Raw genomic sequence first — 15,202 nt, forward strand, 5'->3', positions numbered from 1 at the left:
TCGTTCCTTCGAAAGCAGGGCGGGTTTTCACCCGCCCTGTTCTGTTTTTTTTATATCCCGCGCGATTCAGTATGGGTTCGCCCCCACTCCTGCAGGAACAGCAACCCGCCTTCCATCGGCCCACCCGAAGGCTCGGCAAAGACAAAGGGCAAATTGCGCAGCCGGATCTCCTCTTCCATCAGCGGCTGCAAGTGGTAGCGGTGCTCCCACAGGCCGCCGATCACCACCAGCGGAACATTCTGCGCTTCAGGCAGCAGTGTCTCCTGCAACCGCCCCGCCAGAGAGACCAGTTCAATCGCCGCGCGATTCATGATCTTAAAGGCTCCCAGGTCTTCCCGCACATAGCGGAACACCAGCGGGGCCAGTTTGGCCCAGCCTGACGGCCCCAGCCCTTCCTTATACACCTTGGTCAGAATCTGCGAGGCCAATTCGATTTCCAGAGCCTCCAGCACCGCCGCGTGCAACGGGCTGAGTTCGTCGCGCTCCCATTCGAGGAGGCAATGCCGCAGCGCTTCGCGTCCCAGCCATGCGCCGCTGCCCTCATCACCTAACAGCGGACCCCAGCCGCCCGCGCGGGTGAATTCGTGGCTGATGGGCGCACGGTAGAGGGCAATCGTTCCCGTGCCGGTAATCAGCAGAATGCCGTGCCGCCCGTCGGCAAACGCGCCGCGGTAGGCCAGTTCGGCATCCGTAATCACGCTCACCTCGCTGCCGGCAAACACCTGCGTGGCCGCGCCGAGGGCCGCATCGCGCTCCGGTTTGCGTCCCACTCCGGCCAATCCCAGCACCACCGAGACCGGCGCAGTCGTCCCCGGCAACCGCGACTTCAAATCGCGCAGCGCCGCCGCCACTCCCTCCGCTCCCACGGCTCCGAAACTGGTGGGTCCCACGTCCACGGTGACCACGTCCTCGGGCGCCGCCGAACCGTTCTCCGACCGTTTGATCAGCCATCCGCGTGTCTTCGTTCCTCCTCCATCCACAATCAGTACGGTCATTGACTCACTCCGTTTTCGATGATGGTTTGCGGCAGAAGATAGCCCAGGTCATGCAAGTCCTGCTGGGCATGGTTCAGCGCATTGTCTATCGTCACTCGCGCTCGTTGTTGGATGCCGCCCATGTATGCCGGATCCAGATCCAGGGACTGCGCCCACGGTGTAATCGCTTCGTCCAGTTGCGACGCCAGCAGCGTGGCGGTGCCCGGATTCACCTCCGGCAGATTTTCCAGCAACCGCCGCAGCACTACCGGCCAGAAGAGCAGGTTCCGTGCTCCCGAACGGTAATTCACCAGAGCCTGCTGTGCGCGGATTTCCGGCCCGCGGGGGATCAGCGTGTCCGGGCCGACCGGGGTCAACAACGGTTTCAGGTAATTGGCCGACTGCATCTGCGTATTCATGGCCGTGATCTGGTTGCTGATCTGCCGCGCAATCTCCGCAAACAGCAACTTGCCCGTGTCGCGCCACTCGCGATCCGGTTCGTGCTTCTTCTGCTGATAGACCGCCCCGCACACCAGCCCGGCCTGTACCAGAATATCCAGATCGTCCGCGTGGTTTTCCTCGTTGGGCCGCAGCCGCACCTCTTCTACAGAAGAGCGCGCAAACTCGTGCCACAGATCCATGCGATTGGCGTTTTCATTCAAGAGCGACAGCGCCAGGGCGCGCGCGGAGTCCGCCTGCCCGGCCAGACGCAGGTCCCGGACCTCGTTGACGCGCTTCTCGCGGCCGCAACCGGCCACCAGAAGCAGGGCCAGAATCAGGATCATGCCCGCACCGATTGGCCGCGCGATGCGCGGCCCGGGTGTTCCGCTGAAGGGTGTCACGGTTTACTCGAGTATGGTGTTGCCAAGGATCGTTTCCGCCTGAAAATAGCCGAGGTCATCGAGGTCCTGCACCGCCGCGGCAATCTGCTTGCTCGTCGCGGCGCTCGCCCGGTCGCGCTGCGCCTGCACCTGGCTCATCGTGATATTCGAATTAATGCCCATCTGGCTGACGCGCGCGTCATACTCCTGGGCGTTCTTCGAAAAGTCTATCGAAACCACCGGGCCGAGCTGCTGGGCAAAGACCATCAGCGGCACGGTGTTCTTCACCACCCACTGCATCCCGTCGGTATCCACAAAGCGTTCCGGGTCGATATCAGAATGTCCCAGCCGTTCGAGCGTCACCTTCCCCCGCGCCGTTGAGATCGACACTCCACCGAGGCCTGTCGTCGCCAGTTCCATCGCCCGCAACACCGTCTGTGATGCCACCGCGAGCCACGGCTCGTCGAGCTTCCCCTTGTTGTGCTCGCTCATGGCGGCGCAGATCAGCGCCGCCTCCACGGCATAGCGGTAGGGCTCGTTCTCCGGAGGCACCGCGCGCTCCCGCGCCAGCACGATATCCGTCGCGGCCAGTTCCCGCCAAAGCCGCAGGTTTTTCGGTTCCTTTTGCAGTTCCGCTATGGCCATCTCCCGTGCGGCGTCGGCCTTGCGCTCCAGCCGCAACGCCGCGACCTCCTTGGCCACGCGGTTGGTCGAACAACCGTTCAGCGCCAGACTGCCCATCAGCAGCAGCGCGATACAAACATGCGCGAAAACACGGATCATTTTCATCGAGGTTCTCCCCGGCAATGCCGTAGTAGGTGACTATTCCGCGAGCCGGTTGCTCAGAAGGGTGCGCGCATCAAAATGGTGGTGCTCGGCCAGATCATTCCGCGCCGCGTCAAAGGCAACGGCGGCGGCCTTTCGCCCCTTGTCCCGTTGCAAATCCACAAAGGCCGCACTCAGATTGGAATGGGAGGCCGCCCACAGCAGCTTCTGCTCTATTTGATTCAGATTCACCGCCGCCACTTTCGGATTGTCGCAGGGCAGATGCCGGAAAAGTTCCATCAGCATCGCGGTCTGTTGAATGATCTCTCCCGCCGTCTCCGGATCCACATAGGTCTCGAACACATCCGGATTCGATCCCTGTGGCCTCACGGTCAGCGGCTGATCGTCCGGATCCTCGAGATCCCGCGGCAGATAGCCCGGCGGATCATACGGCACTCTGCCGAAGTTGTCAATCGGCAGACGGCTCACCAGATGGTTTGCCCAGTTGCTTGTCTCCGCTGCGCTGCTGACGCCCGCTCCGTTCCACTCGCGGTCTAAAAGACCTTTCTTGTACTCGTTATACGCACCGCAAATCAGCGCGGCTTCAACCAGATAGGGCAGTGGATCTTCCTGCGCCTCCACAGCCGAGGCGGCCCGTCGGCCCAGTTGGACATCCGTGATCGCCAACTCGCGCCAGACATCCATCTGTTTGGAATTCTCCTTCAGCTCATCGATGGCCCGGTCTCTTGCCATACTGACGCTGCCCGACATGCGCATCTGCGCAATATCCTCAGCCGTCCGGTCCAGCTTACAGCCGGCGATCAAAGCCGGCAGAACCATCAGCAGCAACGCGCCATGTCTAAGACTCATATCATGACTCCCCGTACATCATAGCGCTCGGACACAGTTACTCCAAAAGTGAAAGCTTTGAAACAGTCTCGGGCTCAAAATGGCCCTTTGTATCGAGATCCTTCTGAGCGGCCATCAGTGCGGCAACCACCGCCGTTCTTGCGGCGGCCCGGTGGTTCATTACAAATCCCGTCGTCAGGTTCGAATGCTCCGTCGCCGCCGCCAGCTTTTCGGTCATCTTCTTTACCGCTCGGGAGACTCGCATCGGATCGTCGGTGGGGAGCCGCTCTAAGAGCGTTATCAGCACGCCGAGGTTGTGAATATCCACCCCCGCAGCGGTTGAATCGAAGTAAGTCGCCGGAATCTCTTTGCCTTCCAGTTCCCAGCGGCGCTTGTACGTCTCGATTTGCTCGGACGTCGCGTCCGGAAGGTGTACATCGAGGACCCGGCCATCATTCTCGTACCGCACCTGCCGTCGGGGCCGCACTCCCCATTCCTCTTCGCGCAGCATTTCCGGAGTCGGTCCCGATCCACGCGGCGGCCCCAGCAATCCCGCATCCACGGGACGGTCGCTGGGTTTCCGTTCGAAACGGCCGGCAAGCTGATCGGCCTGCCTGGTGATTTCCTCTGCTACGGACCGGCCAATCCAACTCCAGTCAAAATCCAGTCTGTCTTTCCGGTGGTCATACATCGCGGCGCACAGCAGCGCGGCTTCGGTCAGATTCGCCAGAGGATCTTCCTCCGTCACCTCTGCGTTCTGCTGGGCCAGTTCCAGTTGGGTCGCTGCCAATTCACGCCACACCGCCATCCGCTCCGGCCTCTGCTGCAACGCGTCAACCGCCTTCTGTTTGGCCGCGACCACCTGGCCGTCTTTGCGCAGCGACGCGATTTTGCGTGGCGTGCGGTCCAGAACTTCCAGCGCATCGCAACCGGCCAGCAGCAGGGAGACGCCGATCAATGCGCTGAAACCCCATCTGAGGGTCATGCGCTCGACCTCCGGTGAATTGAGACGGTTCCGATCTATCCGATCTAAATGTCACGATTTTTCGTGAATTCTGCAAGTGAAAAGACCGGCCCTAAGACCGGTCTTTTTCTCCAAATGCCTGTAAAAGGTCCACTATCGGCCAGAACCGGGAGGATCATTGCCGTCCGCGTGGGGCTGGGCCATTCGCCGTACGGGCCAGCGGATTTCCGCCACATCATCACTCGGCACCGGTTTGGCGCGCGTACCGTTCACATAGACTTCCATAAAGGGTCCCGCCGGAGCATAGCCCCGGGAGAAGATCCACTTTCCTAAAGAATCGCGTAGCGCGGCACGGTCATCCAGAGATCCTTGATGCCGCACCACCGCCGAGGTTGTGGCAGGCAGCCGCTCAATGGTGACCAGGTTTTTGCCTCCGGCGTTTTCCGCCACCGGATAGCCGATCTTACACGTCATGTTCTGCGGCGGCGTGGTTTGCGGGTCTTCATTGAACACCACAAAGCTCGGGCCGGCGGGGCGGCCTCCCTCTTTCATCCAGCGCGCCAGCTTCTCATATCCATTGGTCAACATTATCTCTACGGCTTGCCTCACACCGCTTGCGCCAGCCGCCCAGCCATGTTTCGGAACATAATCCGCCGCCCTTACGGTGACGGTCGCCGCCGTCAAAGGCGGCACCGCGCGGATCACCATTTCGCCGATGCTGCTGGGTCTAACCTGCTCTTCGGCCTGAGCCACTCCCATAAACAACAAGATAACCACCGAAACCATCCACCACCACTTCATGCACCACTCCGGTTTGAATAAATAGACACCTCTATTCAACGCAATAAAGGCAAAAACCGATCCTGTGACAGACCGGTTTTTGATTCAACAGACCCGAATGTCGTAATAGTCTTACTTGTTGCCGCCTGTAGCCTTAGGAGCCTCAGCCGCCTTGGGGGCCGCTGCTGCTTTCGGAGTTTCGGGAGTCTTGGGTGCCTCTGCGGCCTTGGGAGCGTCCGGAGCCATCGGCGCTTCGCCGACCTTCGTCTTGTCGCTCTTCGGCGCGGGTGCGTCCGCCTTCGTTACCGGGAAGCGAACCTCGGTCAAATACTCTTCCGGCTTCACCTTGTCGTGCTCGCTCTTCAGATAGATTTCCATCGGAGGACCGGCAAACTGGTAGCCGTGCTCGGGAATCCACTTCATCAGCGCGCCGTACACATCCATGCTGCCCTCATACGGACCGGCAAACTGCACCACAGCCGCCTGCATTTCCGGAAACTCTTCGAGCTTCACGGCATCGGTAACCTTAGCATCCTTCGTTGTGGGGAAGCCAACTTTGCAGGTCAGATCCTTGGCAGCAACCTTCGTCGGATCTTCGAAATAGATTCCGAAGCTGGGGCCGGTGGGCTTGCCGCCTGCCGCCATCCATGCACCGAGCTTGCCGTAAGCATCCGGCATCATCACCTTCCATGCCTGCTCCGCACCTTCCATACCGGTCTTGTAGCCGTCCTTCGGAGCATGATCCGTCGCCTTTTCCATCACGGTCACTGCTGTCATCGCGGGAATGGTCTTCACACTGATCTCGCCAACCATAGCCGTCTTCGCCTTCGGTGCCGCGGGCATCGCCTTCTTCTCGCCCGTCTGTGCCAACACCATTGCCGCCGACAGCAGCAACACAACCCCTACCAGTAACCGTCGCATGTGCGTTTCTCCTTGATATATGTTAAGAACAATCTAAAGCGGATCCATCCGAACCCGCCTGTCCTGAAATCCTGTTTCCATCACCACTCCGCAAGCATCTCGCGTTCACACTGTAGGGGCGGGTTAAGCTGAAGGATTAAGCAACCAAGAGACGGTGACACGCGCAACCCGCCCGCTGAACATGAACCGCCATCGCAGTATCGAGCCGGGCAGATTGCCCCTTCATCCTTCCGCCTTCATCCTTCATCCCTGAGCTTTTCAATCACCACCCGGTCCGCCTTAGGAAAGGCAAACTGCGATAGCTCGTCCGGCGTCACCCAGCGGTAATCGGCTATCCCCAGCTTCTTAATCCGTCCCGCCATCGGCCTGCACTTGAAGACATGCAGCGTAATCCTGAAATGGGAATAGGCATGCTTGACGCGCGCGAACAATTTGCCCACACGGATCCGTATCCCCAACTCTTCTTCAATCTCCCGCGCCACACACTCTTCGAGAGTCTCTCCCGCATCCAGCTTGCCCCCGGGAAATTCCCATAACCCGCCGAGCATGGCTTCCAGCGGGCGCTGGGTAATCAGAATCTTACCGTTCTTCTCGATGATGGCCGCGCCGATGTCATAGTGCGGAACCGACTTCTTCGGCGCCTTGCGCGGCAGCACCGTCACATCGGACAGTGTCCGGTAGGCACAGCACTCGCTCTTCAGCGGACACTCCTCGCACAGCGCGCGGCGCGGCATGCAGAGCGTCGCGCCGATTTCCATCATCGCCTGATTCAAATCTCCCGGCTTCAGCTTCTGCTCTGCGGCACTCTGCATAATCGCGCTCGCCGCCGTTTTCAATCGCTTGGCCGCCGCAGGGCTCTTGATAATCCGCTTTTCGCCCAGCACTCGGGCCAGTACCCGCTCCACATTGCCATCGATTACGGGCACCGCTTCCCCGAAAGCAATCGAGGCAATTGCCGCTGCGGTATACGGCCCCACACCGGGCAGTTGCTGTAGTCCTTCAGCAGTATCAGGAAATTCTCCGCGCTCCGCAATCAACTTCGCCGCGCGGTGCAGATGGCGGGCGCGTGCATAGTAGCCGCAGCCTTCCCATGCCTTCAGCACAGCATCGATTGGCGCGGCGGCCAGCGCCTCCACGGTGGGAAATGCGGTCAGAAAACGCAAAAAATAAGGCCGAACCGTTTCGACCTGAGTTTGCTGCAAAAGGATTTCGCTGATCCAGATCGCATACGGATGATGGGTGCGCCGCCACGGCAGGTCGCGTTGCTGACGCTGATACCAGCGGACAAGGGTCTTCACGGCGACGGCGGTCAGCGGCGGAGAGATGCGCGAGGATCGGGAGGGTATGGGCACAGCAGGCAGGTTAATTAAGAGAGGTCTTGCCGAGATCCAGATCCAACAGCAGCTTTACTGTCTCTGACACCGGATCCACCGCTTCCCCTGCGTTTTTGTCCGGACTGAGCGGCCAGGATTGGACCTCGCCCGAGCCATCCAGCCAGATACGCATCAGTTGGCGGTCGGTTACGGCCACCACGCTGCGGCCTTCAACGGACTTCTGCGACTGCGACCGGCGCAGCAACTGGTAGCCGGCAATCGCGCCGAATACCACCAGCCACACCAGCATCAAAGGAATCGCCGTGCGCGAGACTAAGGCGAACGCCGTTCCGGTCACCAGCACAAACGGCGTGATCAGCATCATGGTTTTGAGCATCACATACTGCCGGGCCTGCTTACGGCTGCGCACCGCGGGCCAGTCCGACAGTTCGACCACATATTCTCCCGGCGAGAGCCGTGTCTGCAGGATCTCCAGCAATTCGCCGGCATCCTTGTGGACGGCCAGGTACTCTTTGGGAGTCAGTTCGCCGCGCGAATATTTTTGTAGAGTCGTTAAATCCACGGTTTGCTTTCCAGCACGTTCCGCCGCCCGCCAAACCGCGGGAAAATCATCGGCGTCGAGTTCCGGTAATCTTGATAGGAAGGATAGTTGCGGATCAGATCCCGCTCCTCCCAGATCGTCGCAATCAGGCCGTAAGCGGTCATCACTGTGGCAAACAGGGCATGGCCCACCGTCATGAGAGGCGAGGCCCAGAAGACAATGAATAAGCCCAGCATGATCGGATGCCGCATCCAGTGATATGGCCCCAAGACCTGAATTTCCAACGGCTTATATGGAACGCCTTGGAAGTACGCATACACATGGCGGAATCCCCACATGTCCCAGGGATTAATCAGGTGCGAAGACCACAGCACGAGCCCCCAGCCCGCGAGGAAAAGTATCCGAATCGACCATATGGCAATCGGCTGCTCCGTCTGCCAGATTACCGCTCCAATAGGGCGCCACTGCCAGAAGAGCAGAGCGTAAGCCACTGCGACGAGCAGGACATAGGTGCTCCGCTCCAAATGCTCCGGGATGATTCTCCGCCAGAAAGCCTTGAACCAGGGCCGGGCCATCACACTGTGCTGCAAGCCAAACAGCCCTAAGAGCACAATATCAATGACTAAAGCAGCAAAAAGGGAATCCCCTTCCCGCCCAATCGAGTCTACAGTTTTGGGCAAGAGGAAATTTCCCACAAAAGCTATTTGGCAGGCGGAGATTACGGCGCCGGCCGCAAGAGCCAACAATCCGTAGAGTAGCGCGAAGGTGCGGGTCAAAGTGTGGTACAAAAGCAGGGCATAACGTTCAGAAACAATATACTAAACTCTCCGAAGTGTTGCAAGACAAGAGTGAAACCCTCTGTTCCTCTACGCATTTGGATCTCCTCCGAAGTTGCTTTTTGATAAAGAATCCATATATTTAGAGAACTTGGGACGGTGGATTCCGTCTGTAGAAACTCTGGAAGGAACGCATGACCCGCTGTAGTGCTGTTCTCTCGATCCTTCTTCTGGCCGCACACCTGTCGCTGGCGCAGACTTTGCCCGATTCTCTGCAGCCCGAAGCCGACACCATGTTTGTCATTCCTGCCGGACCCGTCGCCGGGACCTTCACCGATCCTGCGCGGCTCGTTGTAGTAGATACGGTCGCCGGCTGGGCAAAGATCCAAGTGGAAGGCTGGGTGCCGGTTTCATCGGTCCTTCACCGCATGACCGCACCGCTTTCAGGCCCCGGGCAGGCCCAGCCGCCCAGCGTGAGCAAGGCAGCGCCGTCCACGCAGTGTGAAGGCCGGACCACCAAAGGCGCGCGCTGTAAGCGCAAGGCCGCAACGGGCTCCCGCTTCTGCTGGCAGCATCAGAAATAAAGATTAACTTTTCGCATTCACTATACCTTTGACCATGCACTATTCCGATCTGGTGGCTCACACAGCCTCGCTTTCCGAGGGCCGGCACATCATCTATGACCTCCCTGAAGGCAAAGTGGAGATTCAGAATGCCGGCGTACGCAATAAAGGGCTCTCGTCGCGTCCTGAATACCGCCTCAACGTGTATCTGGACAACCGCCGGATCGCACCGCGTCACGGAGATGTGTTTACCGACTACCTGTTGAAGGTGGAAGCCCGCCCGGAGTTGCATCTGCCGCTCACCGAAGCCTGTGAACAGGTCTGCAACGGCCTCAGCCCGCAAGCCATCATGACCTCCAAACGGCTGCCGCGCTGGTTCGCCGAACCCAGTGACAAGACGTATCCCTTCCAGAAGTCACAGGATGAGACCGCCGGACTTCCCACCGAGCTGTTCCTCTGCGCGCTGCAGGTGATAATCCGGGTGTACGAACTCAATGATTACGTTCCCAAGACCGCCGAAGCCTTTCGCAATGCGTTCCTCGGACTGGAAAAGGGAAAGTCCCATATCGACGTTGCCAAGACTCTTGCCCCGCAGATTCGCCCCGGCAAACGCTACTTCAGCGGGTTGCTGCGCAAAGCGTGAGCCGTTTGCCCATGCGTGAAATCTTGCTGGTCGGCACAGGTGGGTTTTTAGGATCGGTAGCCCGCTATGCCGCGGGAGGTCTGGTCTATCGCATCGTGCGCACTCCGCTGCTGCCGTGGGGCACGCTGGCCGTAAATGTGCTCGGCTGTCTGGCCATTGGCTTTTGCGGCGGCCTGGCCGAATCGCGGCAACTGTTTTCGCCGGATGCGCGGCTGTTTCTGTTTATCGGAATCTTCGGCGGCTTCACCACCTTCTCGACCTTTGGCTATGAAACCTTCGCCCTGGCCCGCGACGGCGAGATGCTGCTCGCCGGAAGCAATATCCTGTTGCAGGTCACGTTCGGTCTGGGCGCGGTCTGGGCCGGACAGGTACTCAGCCGTGTCTTCTGAGGTGTTCTATGGTGCTGCCTGAAGAAGGAACCCTGCTGCGGATATTTTTCGGCGAGCATGACCGGCACGACGGAATCCCGCTCTATGAATGGATCGTGCGGCGGGCGCGCGAACAGGGACTGGCCGGAGCGACCGTGCTCCGCGGGCTCGAAGGCTTCGGCGCGCACAGCCGCCTGCATACCGCCAAGATTTTGCGGCTGTCCACCGATCTGCCCATCGTCGTGGAGATCGTCGACGTCCGCGAGAAGATCGAAGCCTTTCTACCGTTGATTGACGACGCGATTACTGAAGGAATGGCGACTTTGGAACGAGTACAGATCCGCTTCTACCGCAGCGGCGGCCCCGACCGGGAAGCAAAGGACAGGTGATGACCACTCCCGAACTCGTGGCGGCTGTGGTCTTCTGGCTGTGCGTCGGAGCGATGTTCCACACGTACGTGCTGTATCCGCTCACCTTGCAGCTCTTTCGGCGCCGCTATGCGACCCCGCCCGTGATGCCGGAGGATAGCTGGCCGCGCGTGGCCGTGCTCGTCCCCGCTTATAATGAAGAGAAGGTCATCGCCGCCAAGATCGAGAATTGCCTTGCCCTCGACTATCCTGCGGACAAACTCGAAATCCTCGTCGGCTCCGACGGCTCGAAAGACCGCACCAATGAGATCGTGCGCAGCTACGGCGATTCCCGCCTGCATCTGATCGAACTGCCCGGACGCAGCGGCAAGACCGGCGTTCTGAACCGCCTCGTGACCGAGACCGGTGCCGAGATCATTGTCTTCAGCGATGCCAATGTGATGATCGAGCCTGCCGCGCTGCGGCTGCTCATCCGTCACTTTGCCGATGACAAAGTCGGCGTGGCCGGCGGCGGCAAATATATTCTGATTCCCGCGGGCGCCGAAGCCGTGCACGGCGAAGCGCTTTACGGCAACTATGAAAACCGCCTGCGCGCCAAAGAGAGCGCCGTCGGCGGCATGTCCGGCGCGCTGGGCTCGCTGATGGCCATGCGGCGTGTGCTCTACCGGCCCTATGCCTCCGGCTCCACCAATGATGATACCGTGCCCTCCATCTGGGCTACGCTGGGCGGTTACCGCAATGTGTATGATCCCCAGGCCCGCGCCTTCGAAGAATCGGGCCGCAGCGTGAACGAGGAGTTCCGCCGCCGGATCCGCATCGGCGCCGGCAACTTTCAAACCTTATTCCGCTACTTCGGCGTGCTGCACCCCCGCTGCGGAATCTGCGCCTACACCTTCTTTTCCCATAAGGTGCTGCGCTGGATCTTCCCCTTCCTGATGCTTGGCGCGCTGGTCAGCAATCTGTTTCTGTTGTCGGTAGACTTTTACCGCTTTGCCATGGCCGTGCAGGTCATCGGTTATGGCGCGGTGCTGCTCGGCTTCCTGCTGGATCGCGTCGGGCTGCGCCTGCCGCTGCTGACGGCTCTCTATCATTTCGTGGCGTTGAATATGGCTCTCTTTATTGGCTTTCTCGTCTATGGACGCGGTATTACCACGAGCGCCTGGGAACCCACCGCTCGCAAAGCATAGTCAAGGCCTTACTCATGAAGTTTTCCCGTGCGTTGATCCTCTCGATCATCATCACGCTCGTGCTCACGCTGCTCCTGCAATTCGTGTTCGGCGCGATGGCTTTCGGTCTGTTCCTCTTTTTGCCGCTGAGCTTCTTCTGGGTCCACAACCACAACAAACGTGGACCCAAGCCCCCGGGGCAAAACCCGACCGCCGGCCCGCCCTCCACGCCGATTGAGCCCCGCTGAGCCGGCCTCCACTCCAAGTCTCACCAACATTCTTCTGAACCGGATACTATGACGGCAAAATCCCTCACCACCTTTGCGGAGCGCCCCGAGCGGCAGTTCCGCAAAGTGGTCTGCATTATGCCCGCGTACAACGCGGAAACCACTCTCGAGAAAACCTTCCGCTCGATCCCCGAAGGCTGCGTGGACGAATTCATTCTCACCGATGATTGCAGCCGGGACCACACCGCCGAGTTGGCGGAGAGTCTCGGCATCCGCGTCATTCGCCATAAGGTGAATGGCGGCTACGGCGCCAATCAGAAGACCTGCTACGACGCCGCGCTGGAATCCGGCGCCGATGTGGTCGTCATGGTGCATCCCGACTATCAGTATGATGGCCGCATCACTCCCGCCGTCATCAGTCTGCTGGCCACCGGCAACTGCGACATGATTCTCGGATCGCGCATCCGCACCCGCAACGAGACCCTCGAAGGTGGCATGCCCATCTATAAGTACCTGAGCAACCGCGCGCTGACCATGTTCGAGAATATCATGCTCGGGCAGAACCTCGGCGATTTTCACAGCGGCTACCGGGCCTACACGCGCGAGGTGCTGGCGAAGATCAATTACCACGCCAACTCCGACGATTTCGTGTTCGACACCGAGTTTCTGGCACAGGCCGCCTATCACGGCTTCCGCATCGGTGATGTGCCCATTCCCACCCGCTATTTCGACGAAGCGTCTTCCATCAACTTCCGCCGCAGCGCCAAGTACGGACTGCAAACCATCGGCGTGATGTTCAAATATCATTTGCAGAAGATGGGCCTGCTTCGCAGCCCGCTGTTTATGGGCGCGCCGCAGCCTGCCCTTCAGGGAGCAGGACAACGGTGAGCCCTGTCCGCACGGCGCCAGGCTACTGGATTTTGTGCGCGCTTCTGCTGCCGCTGGTAATCTTCGCGGCCTTCAATATGCCGTGGGGTCAGACCGCCGACATGTGGGAGACCGCTGCCGCCATCCGCGCCGCCGCGCAAAATGTTCTGCACCCTTCCAATCCGCTGCTCCCCCTCCCCGGCAGCACGTCTCCCCGCTTTACGCCTTTCGTCATCTTTTGGGGCGCGTTCGCGCGCCTGTCCGGTCTGGGTCTGTTCACCGTCGTCGGCCTGGCGGGCGTCGCCAATTTCCTGCTGTTCGTCACCGGCCTCGCCCGCTGGATCACCGGACAGTTCAAGGAGCCGAAGCTGGCGATCTTCGTGCTGATCTGCATGCTCGCCGTGTGGGGTGAAGGCTACTCCTACGCCAACGCCTATCACTTCGGCTTCTTCCTTTCCACGCTCGCCTACGTCGGCACGTTCACCTACGGCGTCTGTTTTCATGCGCTGGCCTTTTTGCGCACGTACATGGACACCCCCAAAGCCTGGGGCAGCCTGATCGCTTATGCTCTGCTGGGCACGCTGGCCTTCGTGACGCATCCGATTACCGGGGCCTTCCTGTTCGTGGCCGCCGCGGCCATGCTGCTGCCCGAAAAAAGCCTGTTCTACACCGCGCGGCTGCAACTCGTCCCGCTGGTCGCCTTCGGCCTGACACTGCTCTGGCCCTACTTCAACTATTGGGACACGCTCACCAAGGGTTCCACCGATAACTGGTTCCCCCATGCGCTGTTCACCGGACAGATTCCCGCCCTCGGCACGGCGCTCCTCGGCCTGATTATTCTCTTCTATTATTACCGCCGGCGCCGCTACCTGTCCGTGGTGCTCGGCGGTCTCTTCTGTTTTGCGCTCTATGGCCTGTGCGGCGCGGCGCGGATCTTCATCGGCAACCGCTTTCTGCTCTACGGCACGATCTTCCTGCACATTGCCATTGCCCTCTATCTGTTCGAAAACTGGCCGCGCTGGTGGCGCGAGATTTCTTTCCGCCAGCCGCGCACACTGACCAAACTGGCGGTCGTCGTGTTGCTCTTTCTGCCTGCCATGCGCTTCCGCGCAGGTGAGACCTACCATCTTGGGCAGGACATGGCCCACGCGGCCTTCGGCTCCTATCACCATGAAACCACTGCCGAGCGGTTCTGCTTTTTGTCCACACAGCTCGGCGATACCAATGTGGTGCTGACCGAAGATGATACCGGTTGGCCCGTGCCCGCCATCTGCGGCGCGCGCCTGGTCTCCCAGCAGAAGGGGGATCCGCTGATTCAGCAGGAGATCGTCCGCCGCCGCAAGGATGCCGAGAGCTTCTTCAAGGACCCGCTCTCCATCGACGAGCGCCGCGACATGCTCAAGCGCTACAAGGTTTCCCATGTGCTGCTCGATCTCTGGCATCAGGACACGTGGGACAATATGCTGTTCGCTCAGTTGACGCAGATCGCCCGCGAACAGATGGTGCAGGATAAAGTCGTGCTCTACCGCGTGCTTCCCTAACCCTTAAGGATTCCATGTCCGACCGCATTTCCTGGGATGAATATTTCTACGGCCTCACGCACCTCATTGCGCAGCGCAGCGTCTGTTTGCGCCGCAAGGTGGGGTGTCTGATCGTCCGCAACCATCAGATTCTCTGCACGGGATACAACGGCCCGCCCGCCGGTCATCCCCATCCCATCGAACTGGGCGGCTGCGAGCGCGACATCGAAGGCATCAAGTCCGGCGAGCGCCTCGAACTCTGCTATTGCCTGCACGCCGAGCAGAATGCGCTGCTGCAGGCGGCGCGCAACGGCGTGTCCATCGAAGGCGCGGAAATCTATGTCACCAACTTCCCCTGCCCCATCTGCGCCCGCATGATCGCCAATTCCGGCATCAAGCATGTCAGGGTCTTCGGCAGTTATCCCGGCGAGGATCGCAGCCGTCTTGTCCTCGAGCGTTGCGGCCTCACGGTCAGCTATCCCGACGTCAGCCGGTTCCGCTATCCCGTCGACGATCTGCCCGACAAGCCTTGAGAAAATGCTGAACTGCCGCACAAAATCAAGGGCGCACCGAAGTGCGCCCTTTGTGTTCTCCGCCTCGCCGTGGTCTGAAATATGGATTACGGTTTTCGGTCGCGGCCGTCCACGATAAGCACACGACCCTCCACGCGACTGGTGGGAGCAGACGGCGGTCTCAATCTGGAAACGACGACGGAAATGATTGAAACGTTCATGCGCCGCTCATCCGCCAGTGTA

Annotated in this window: 19 protein-coding genes; 9 read left to right on the plus strand and 10 right to left on the minus strand. The window is 60.1% G+C overall.

Going from position 1 to position 15,202, the window contains the following annotated elements; genetic code table 11:
* Window positions 1-50: 50 nt before the first annotated feature.
* The 10 genes from VGL38_00200 to VGL38_00245 form a co-directional block, all read right to left on the minus strand.
* Window positions 51-995 (minus strand): BadF/BadG/BcrA/BcrD ATPase family protein, encoded by a 945-nt coding sequence (locus VGL38_00200; protein ID HEY3293836.1) that lies wholly within the window; start codon window positions 993-995, stop codon window positions 51-53.
* Window positions 992-1,816 carry a hypothetical protein gene (locus tag VGL38_00205; GenBank protein HEY3293837.1) on the minus strand — a complete coding sequence of 275 codons (825 nt, stop codon included), beginning with the start codon at window positions 1,814-1,816 and terminating at the stop codon, window positions 992-994. The genes VGL38_00200 and VGL38_00205 overlap by 4 nt, the downstream gene beginning before the upstream one ends.
* A 3-nt stretch (window positions 1,817-1,819) precedes the next feature.
* Window positions 1,820-2,584: a hypothetical protein gene (locus tag VGL38_00210; protein ID HEY3293838.1), complete on the minus strand. Its 765-nt coding sequence runs from the start codon at window positions 2,582-2,584 to the stop codon at window positions 1,820-1,822.
* 33 nt (window positions 2,585-2,617) lie between these two features.
* Window positions 2,618-3,430, minus strand: coding sequence for a hypothetical protein (locus VGL38_00215; GenBank protein ID HEY3293839.1), 813 nt, complete (start codon window positions 3,428-3,430; stop codon window positions 2,618-2,620).
* Window positions 3,431-3,467: 37 nt separating this feature from the next.
* Window positions 3,468-4,394, minus strand: a complete 927-nt coding sequence (locus tag VGL38_00220) for a hypothetical protein (protein HEY3293840.1) — start codon at window positions 4,392-4,394, stop codon at window positions 3,468-3,470.
* 132 nt (window positions 4,395-4,526) lie between these two features.
* Entirely contained in the window at window positions 4,527-5,174 is a 648-nt protein-coding gene (locus VGL38_00225; GenBank protein HEY3293841.1) for a GyrI-like domain-containing protein, read from the minus strand.
* Window positions 5,175-5,285: 111 nt separating this feature from the next.
* The gene (locus tag VGL38_00230; protein HEY3293842.1) at window positions 5,286-6,074 is read right to left on the minus strand and encodes a GyrI-like domain-containing protein; all 789 of its coding nucleotides are present in this window, start codon (window positions 6,072-6,074) and stop codon (window positions 5,286-5,288) included.
* A gap of 236 nt (window positions 6,075-6,310) precedes the next feature.
* Window positions 6,311-7,426, minus strand: a complete 1,116-nt coding sequence (mutY, locus tag VGL38_00235) for an A/G-specific adenine glycosylase (GenBank protein ID HEY3293843.1) — start codon at window positions 7,424-7,426, stop codon at window positions 6,311-6,313.
* A 10-nt stretch (window positions 7,427-7,436) separates the two neighbouring features.
* Window positions 7,437-7,970 (minus strand): hypothetical protein, encoded by a 534-nt coding sequence (locus VGL38_00240; protein ID HEY3293844.1) that lies wholly within the window; start codon window positions 7,968-7,970, stop codon window positions 7,437-7,439.
* Window positions 7,961-8,629: an isoprenylcysteine carboxylmethyltransferase family protein gene (locus tag VGL38_00245; GenBank protein ID HEY3293845.1), complete on the minus strand. Its 669-nt coding sequence runs from the start codon at window positions 8,627-8,629 to the stop codon at window positions 7,961-7,963. Before VGL38_00245 ends, VGL38_00240 begins: the two co-directional genes overlap by 10 nt.
* A gap of 290 nt (window positions 8,630-8,919) precedes the next feature.
* Between VGL38_00245 and VGL38_00250 the strand changes: the two genes are divergently transcribed.
* Genes VGL38_00250 through VGL38_00290 form a run of 9 tightly spaced genes read left to right on the plus strand, consistent with a single transcriptional unit; the run spans window position 8,920 to window position 14,980 of the window.
* The gene (locus VGL38_00250) at window positions 8,920-9,309 is read left to right on the plus strand and encodes a hypothetical protein (GenBank protein ID HEY3293846.1); all 390 of its coding nucleotides are present in this window, start codon (window positions 8,920-8,922) and stop codon (window positions 9,307-9,309) included.
* 28 nt (window positions 9,310-9,337) lie between these two features.
* Window positions 9,338-9,931: a hypothetical protein gene (locus VGL38_00255; GenBank protein HEY3293847.1), complete on the plus strand. Its 594-nt coding sequence runs from the start codon at window positions 9,338-9,340 to the stop codon at window positions 9,929-9,931.
* Window positions 9,932-9,942: 11 nt separating this feature from the next.
* Complete coding sequence (crcB, locus tag VGL38_00260; GenBank protein HEY3293848.1) at window positions 9,943-10,320, plus strand: fluoride efflux transporter CrcB; 378 nt, start codon at window positions 9,943-9,945, stop codon at window positions 10,318-10,320.
* Window positions 10,321-10,328: 8 nt separating this feature from the next.
* Window positions 10,329-10,688, plus strand: coding sequence for a DUF190 domain-containing protein (locus VGL38_00265; GenBank protein HEY3293849.1), 360 nt, complete (start codon window positions 10,329-10,331; stop codon window positions 10,686-10,688).
* Window positions 10,688-11,854 (plus strand): glycosyltransferase family 2 protein, encoded by a 1,167-nt coding sequence (locus VGL38_00270; protein HEY3293850.1) that lies wholly within the window; start codon window positions 10,688-10,690, stop codon window positions 11,852-11,854. The genes VGL38_00265 and VGL38_00270 overlap by 1 nt, the downstream gene beginning before the upstream one ends.
* A gap of 14 nt (window positions 11,855-11,868) precedes the next feature.
* Entirely contained in the window at window positions 11,869-12,081 is a 213-nt protein-coding gene (locus tag VGL38_00275; protein ID HEY3293851.1) for a hypothetical protein, read from the plus strand.
* Between the two features lie 48 nt (window positions 12,082-12,129).
* Window positions 12,130-12,948 (plus strand): glycosyltransferase family 2 protein, encoded by an 819-nt coding sequence (locus VGL38_00280; protein ID HEY3293852.1) that lies wholly within the window; start codon window positions 12,130-12,132, stop codon window positions 12,946-12,948.
* A complete protein-coding gene (locus VGL38_00285; GenBank protein ID HEY3293853.1) occupies window positions 12,945-14,468 on the plus strand; it encodes a hypothetical protein in 1,524 nt (507 codons plus the stop codon). The genes VGL38_00280 and VGL38_00285 overlap by 4 nt, the downstream gene beginning before the upstream one ends.
* Before the next feature lie 14 nt (window positions 14,469-14,482).
* Window positions 14,483-14,980: a dCMP deaminase family protein gene (locus tag VGL38_00290; GenBank protein ID HEY3293854.1), complete on the plus strand. Its 498-nt coding sequence runs from the start codon at window positions 14,483-14,485 to the stop codon at window positions 14,978-14,980.
* The last annotated feature ends 222 nt before the right edge of the window (window positions 14,981-15,202 follow it).

Source organism: bacterium, from assembly GCA_036504735.1.
Taxonomy (GTDB): domain Bacteria; phylum Electryoneota; class RPQS01; order RPQS01; family RPQS01; genus DASXUQ01.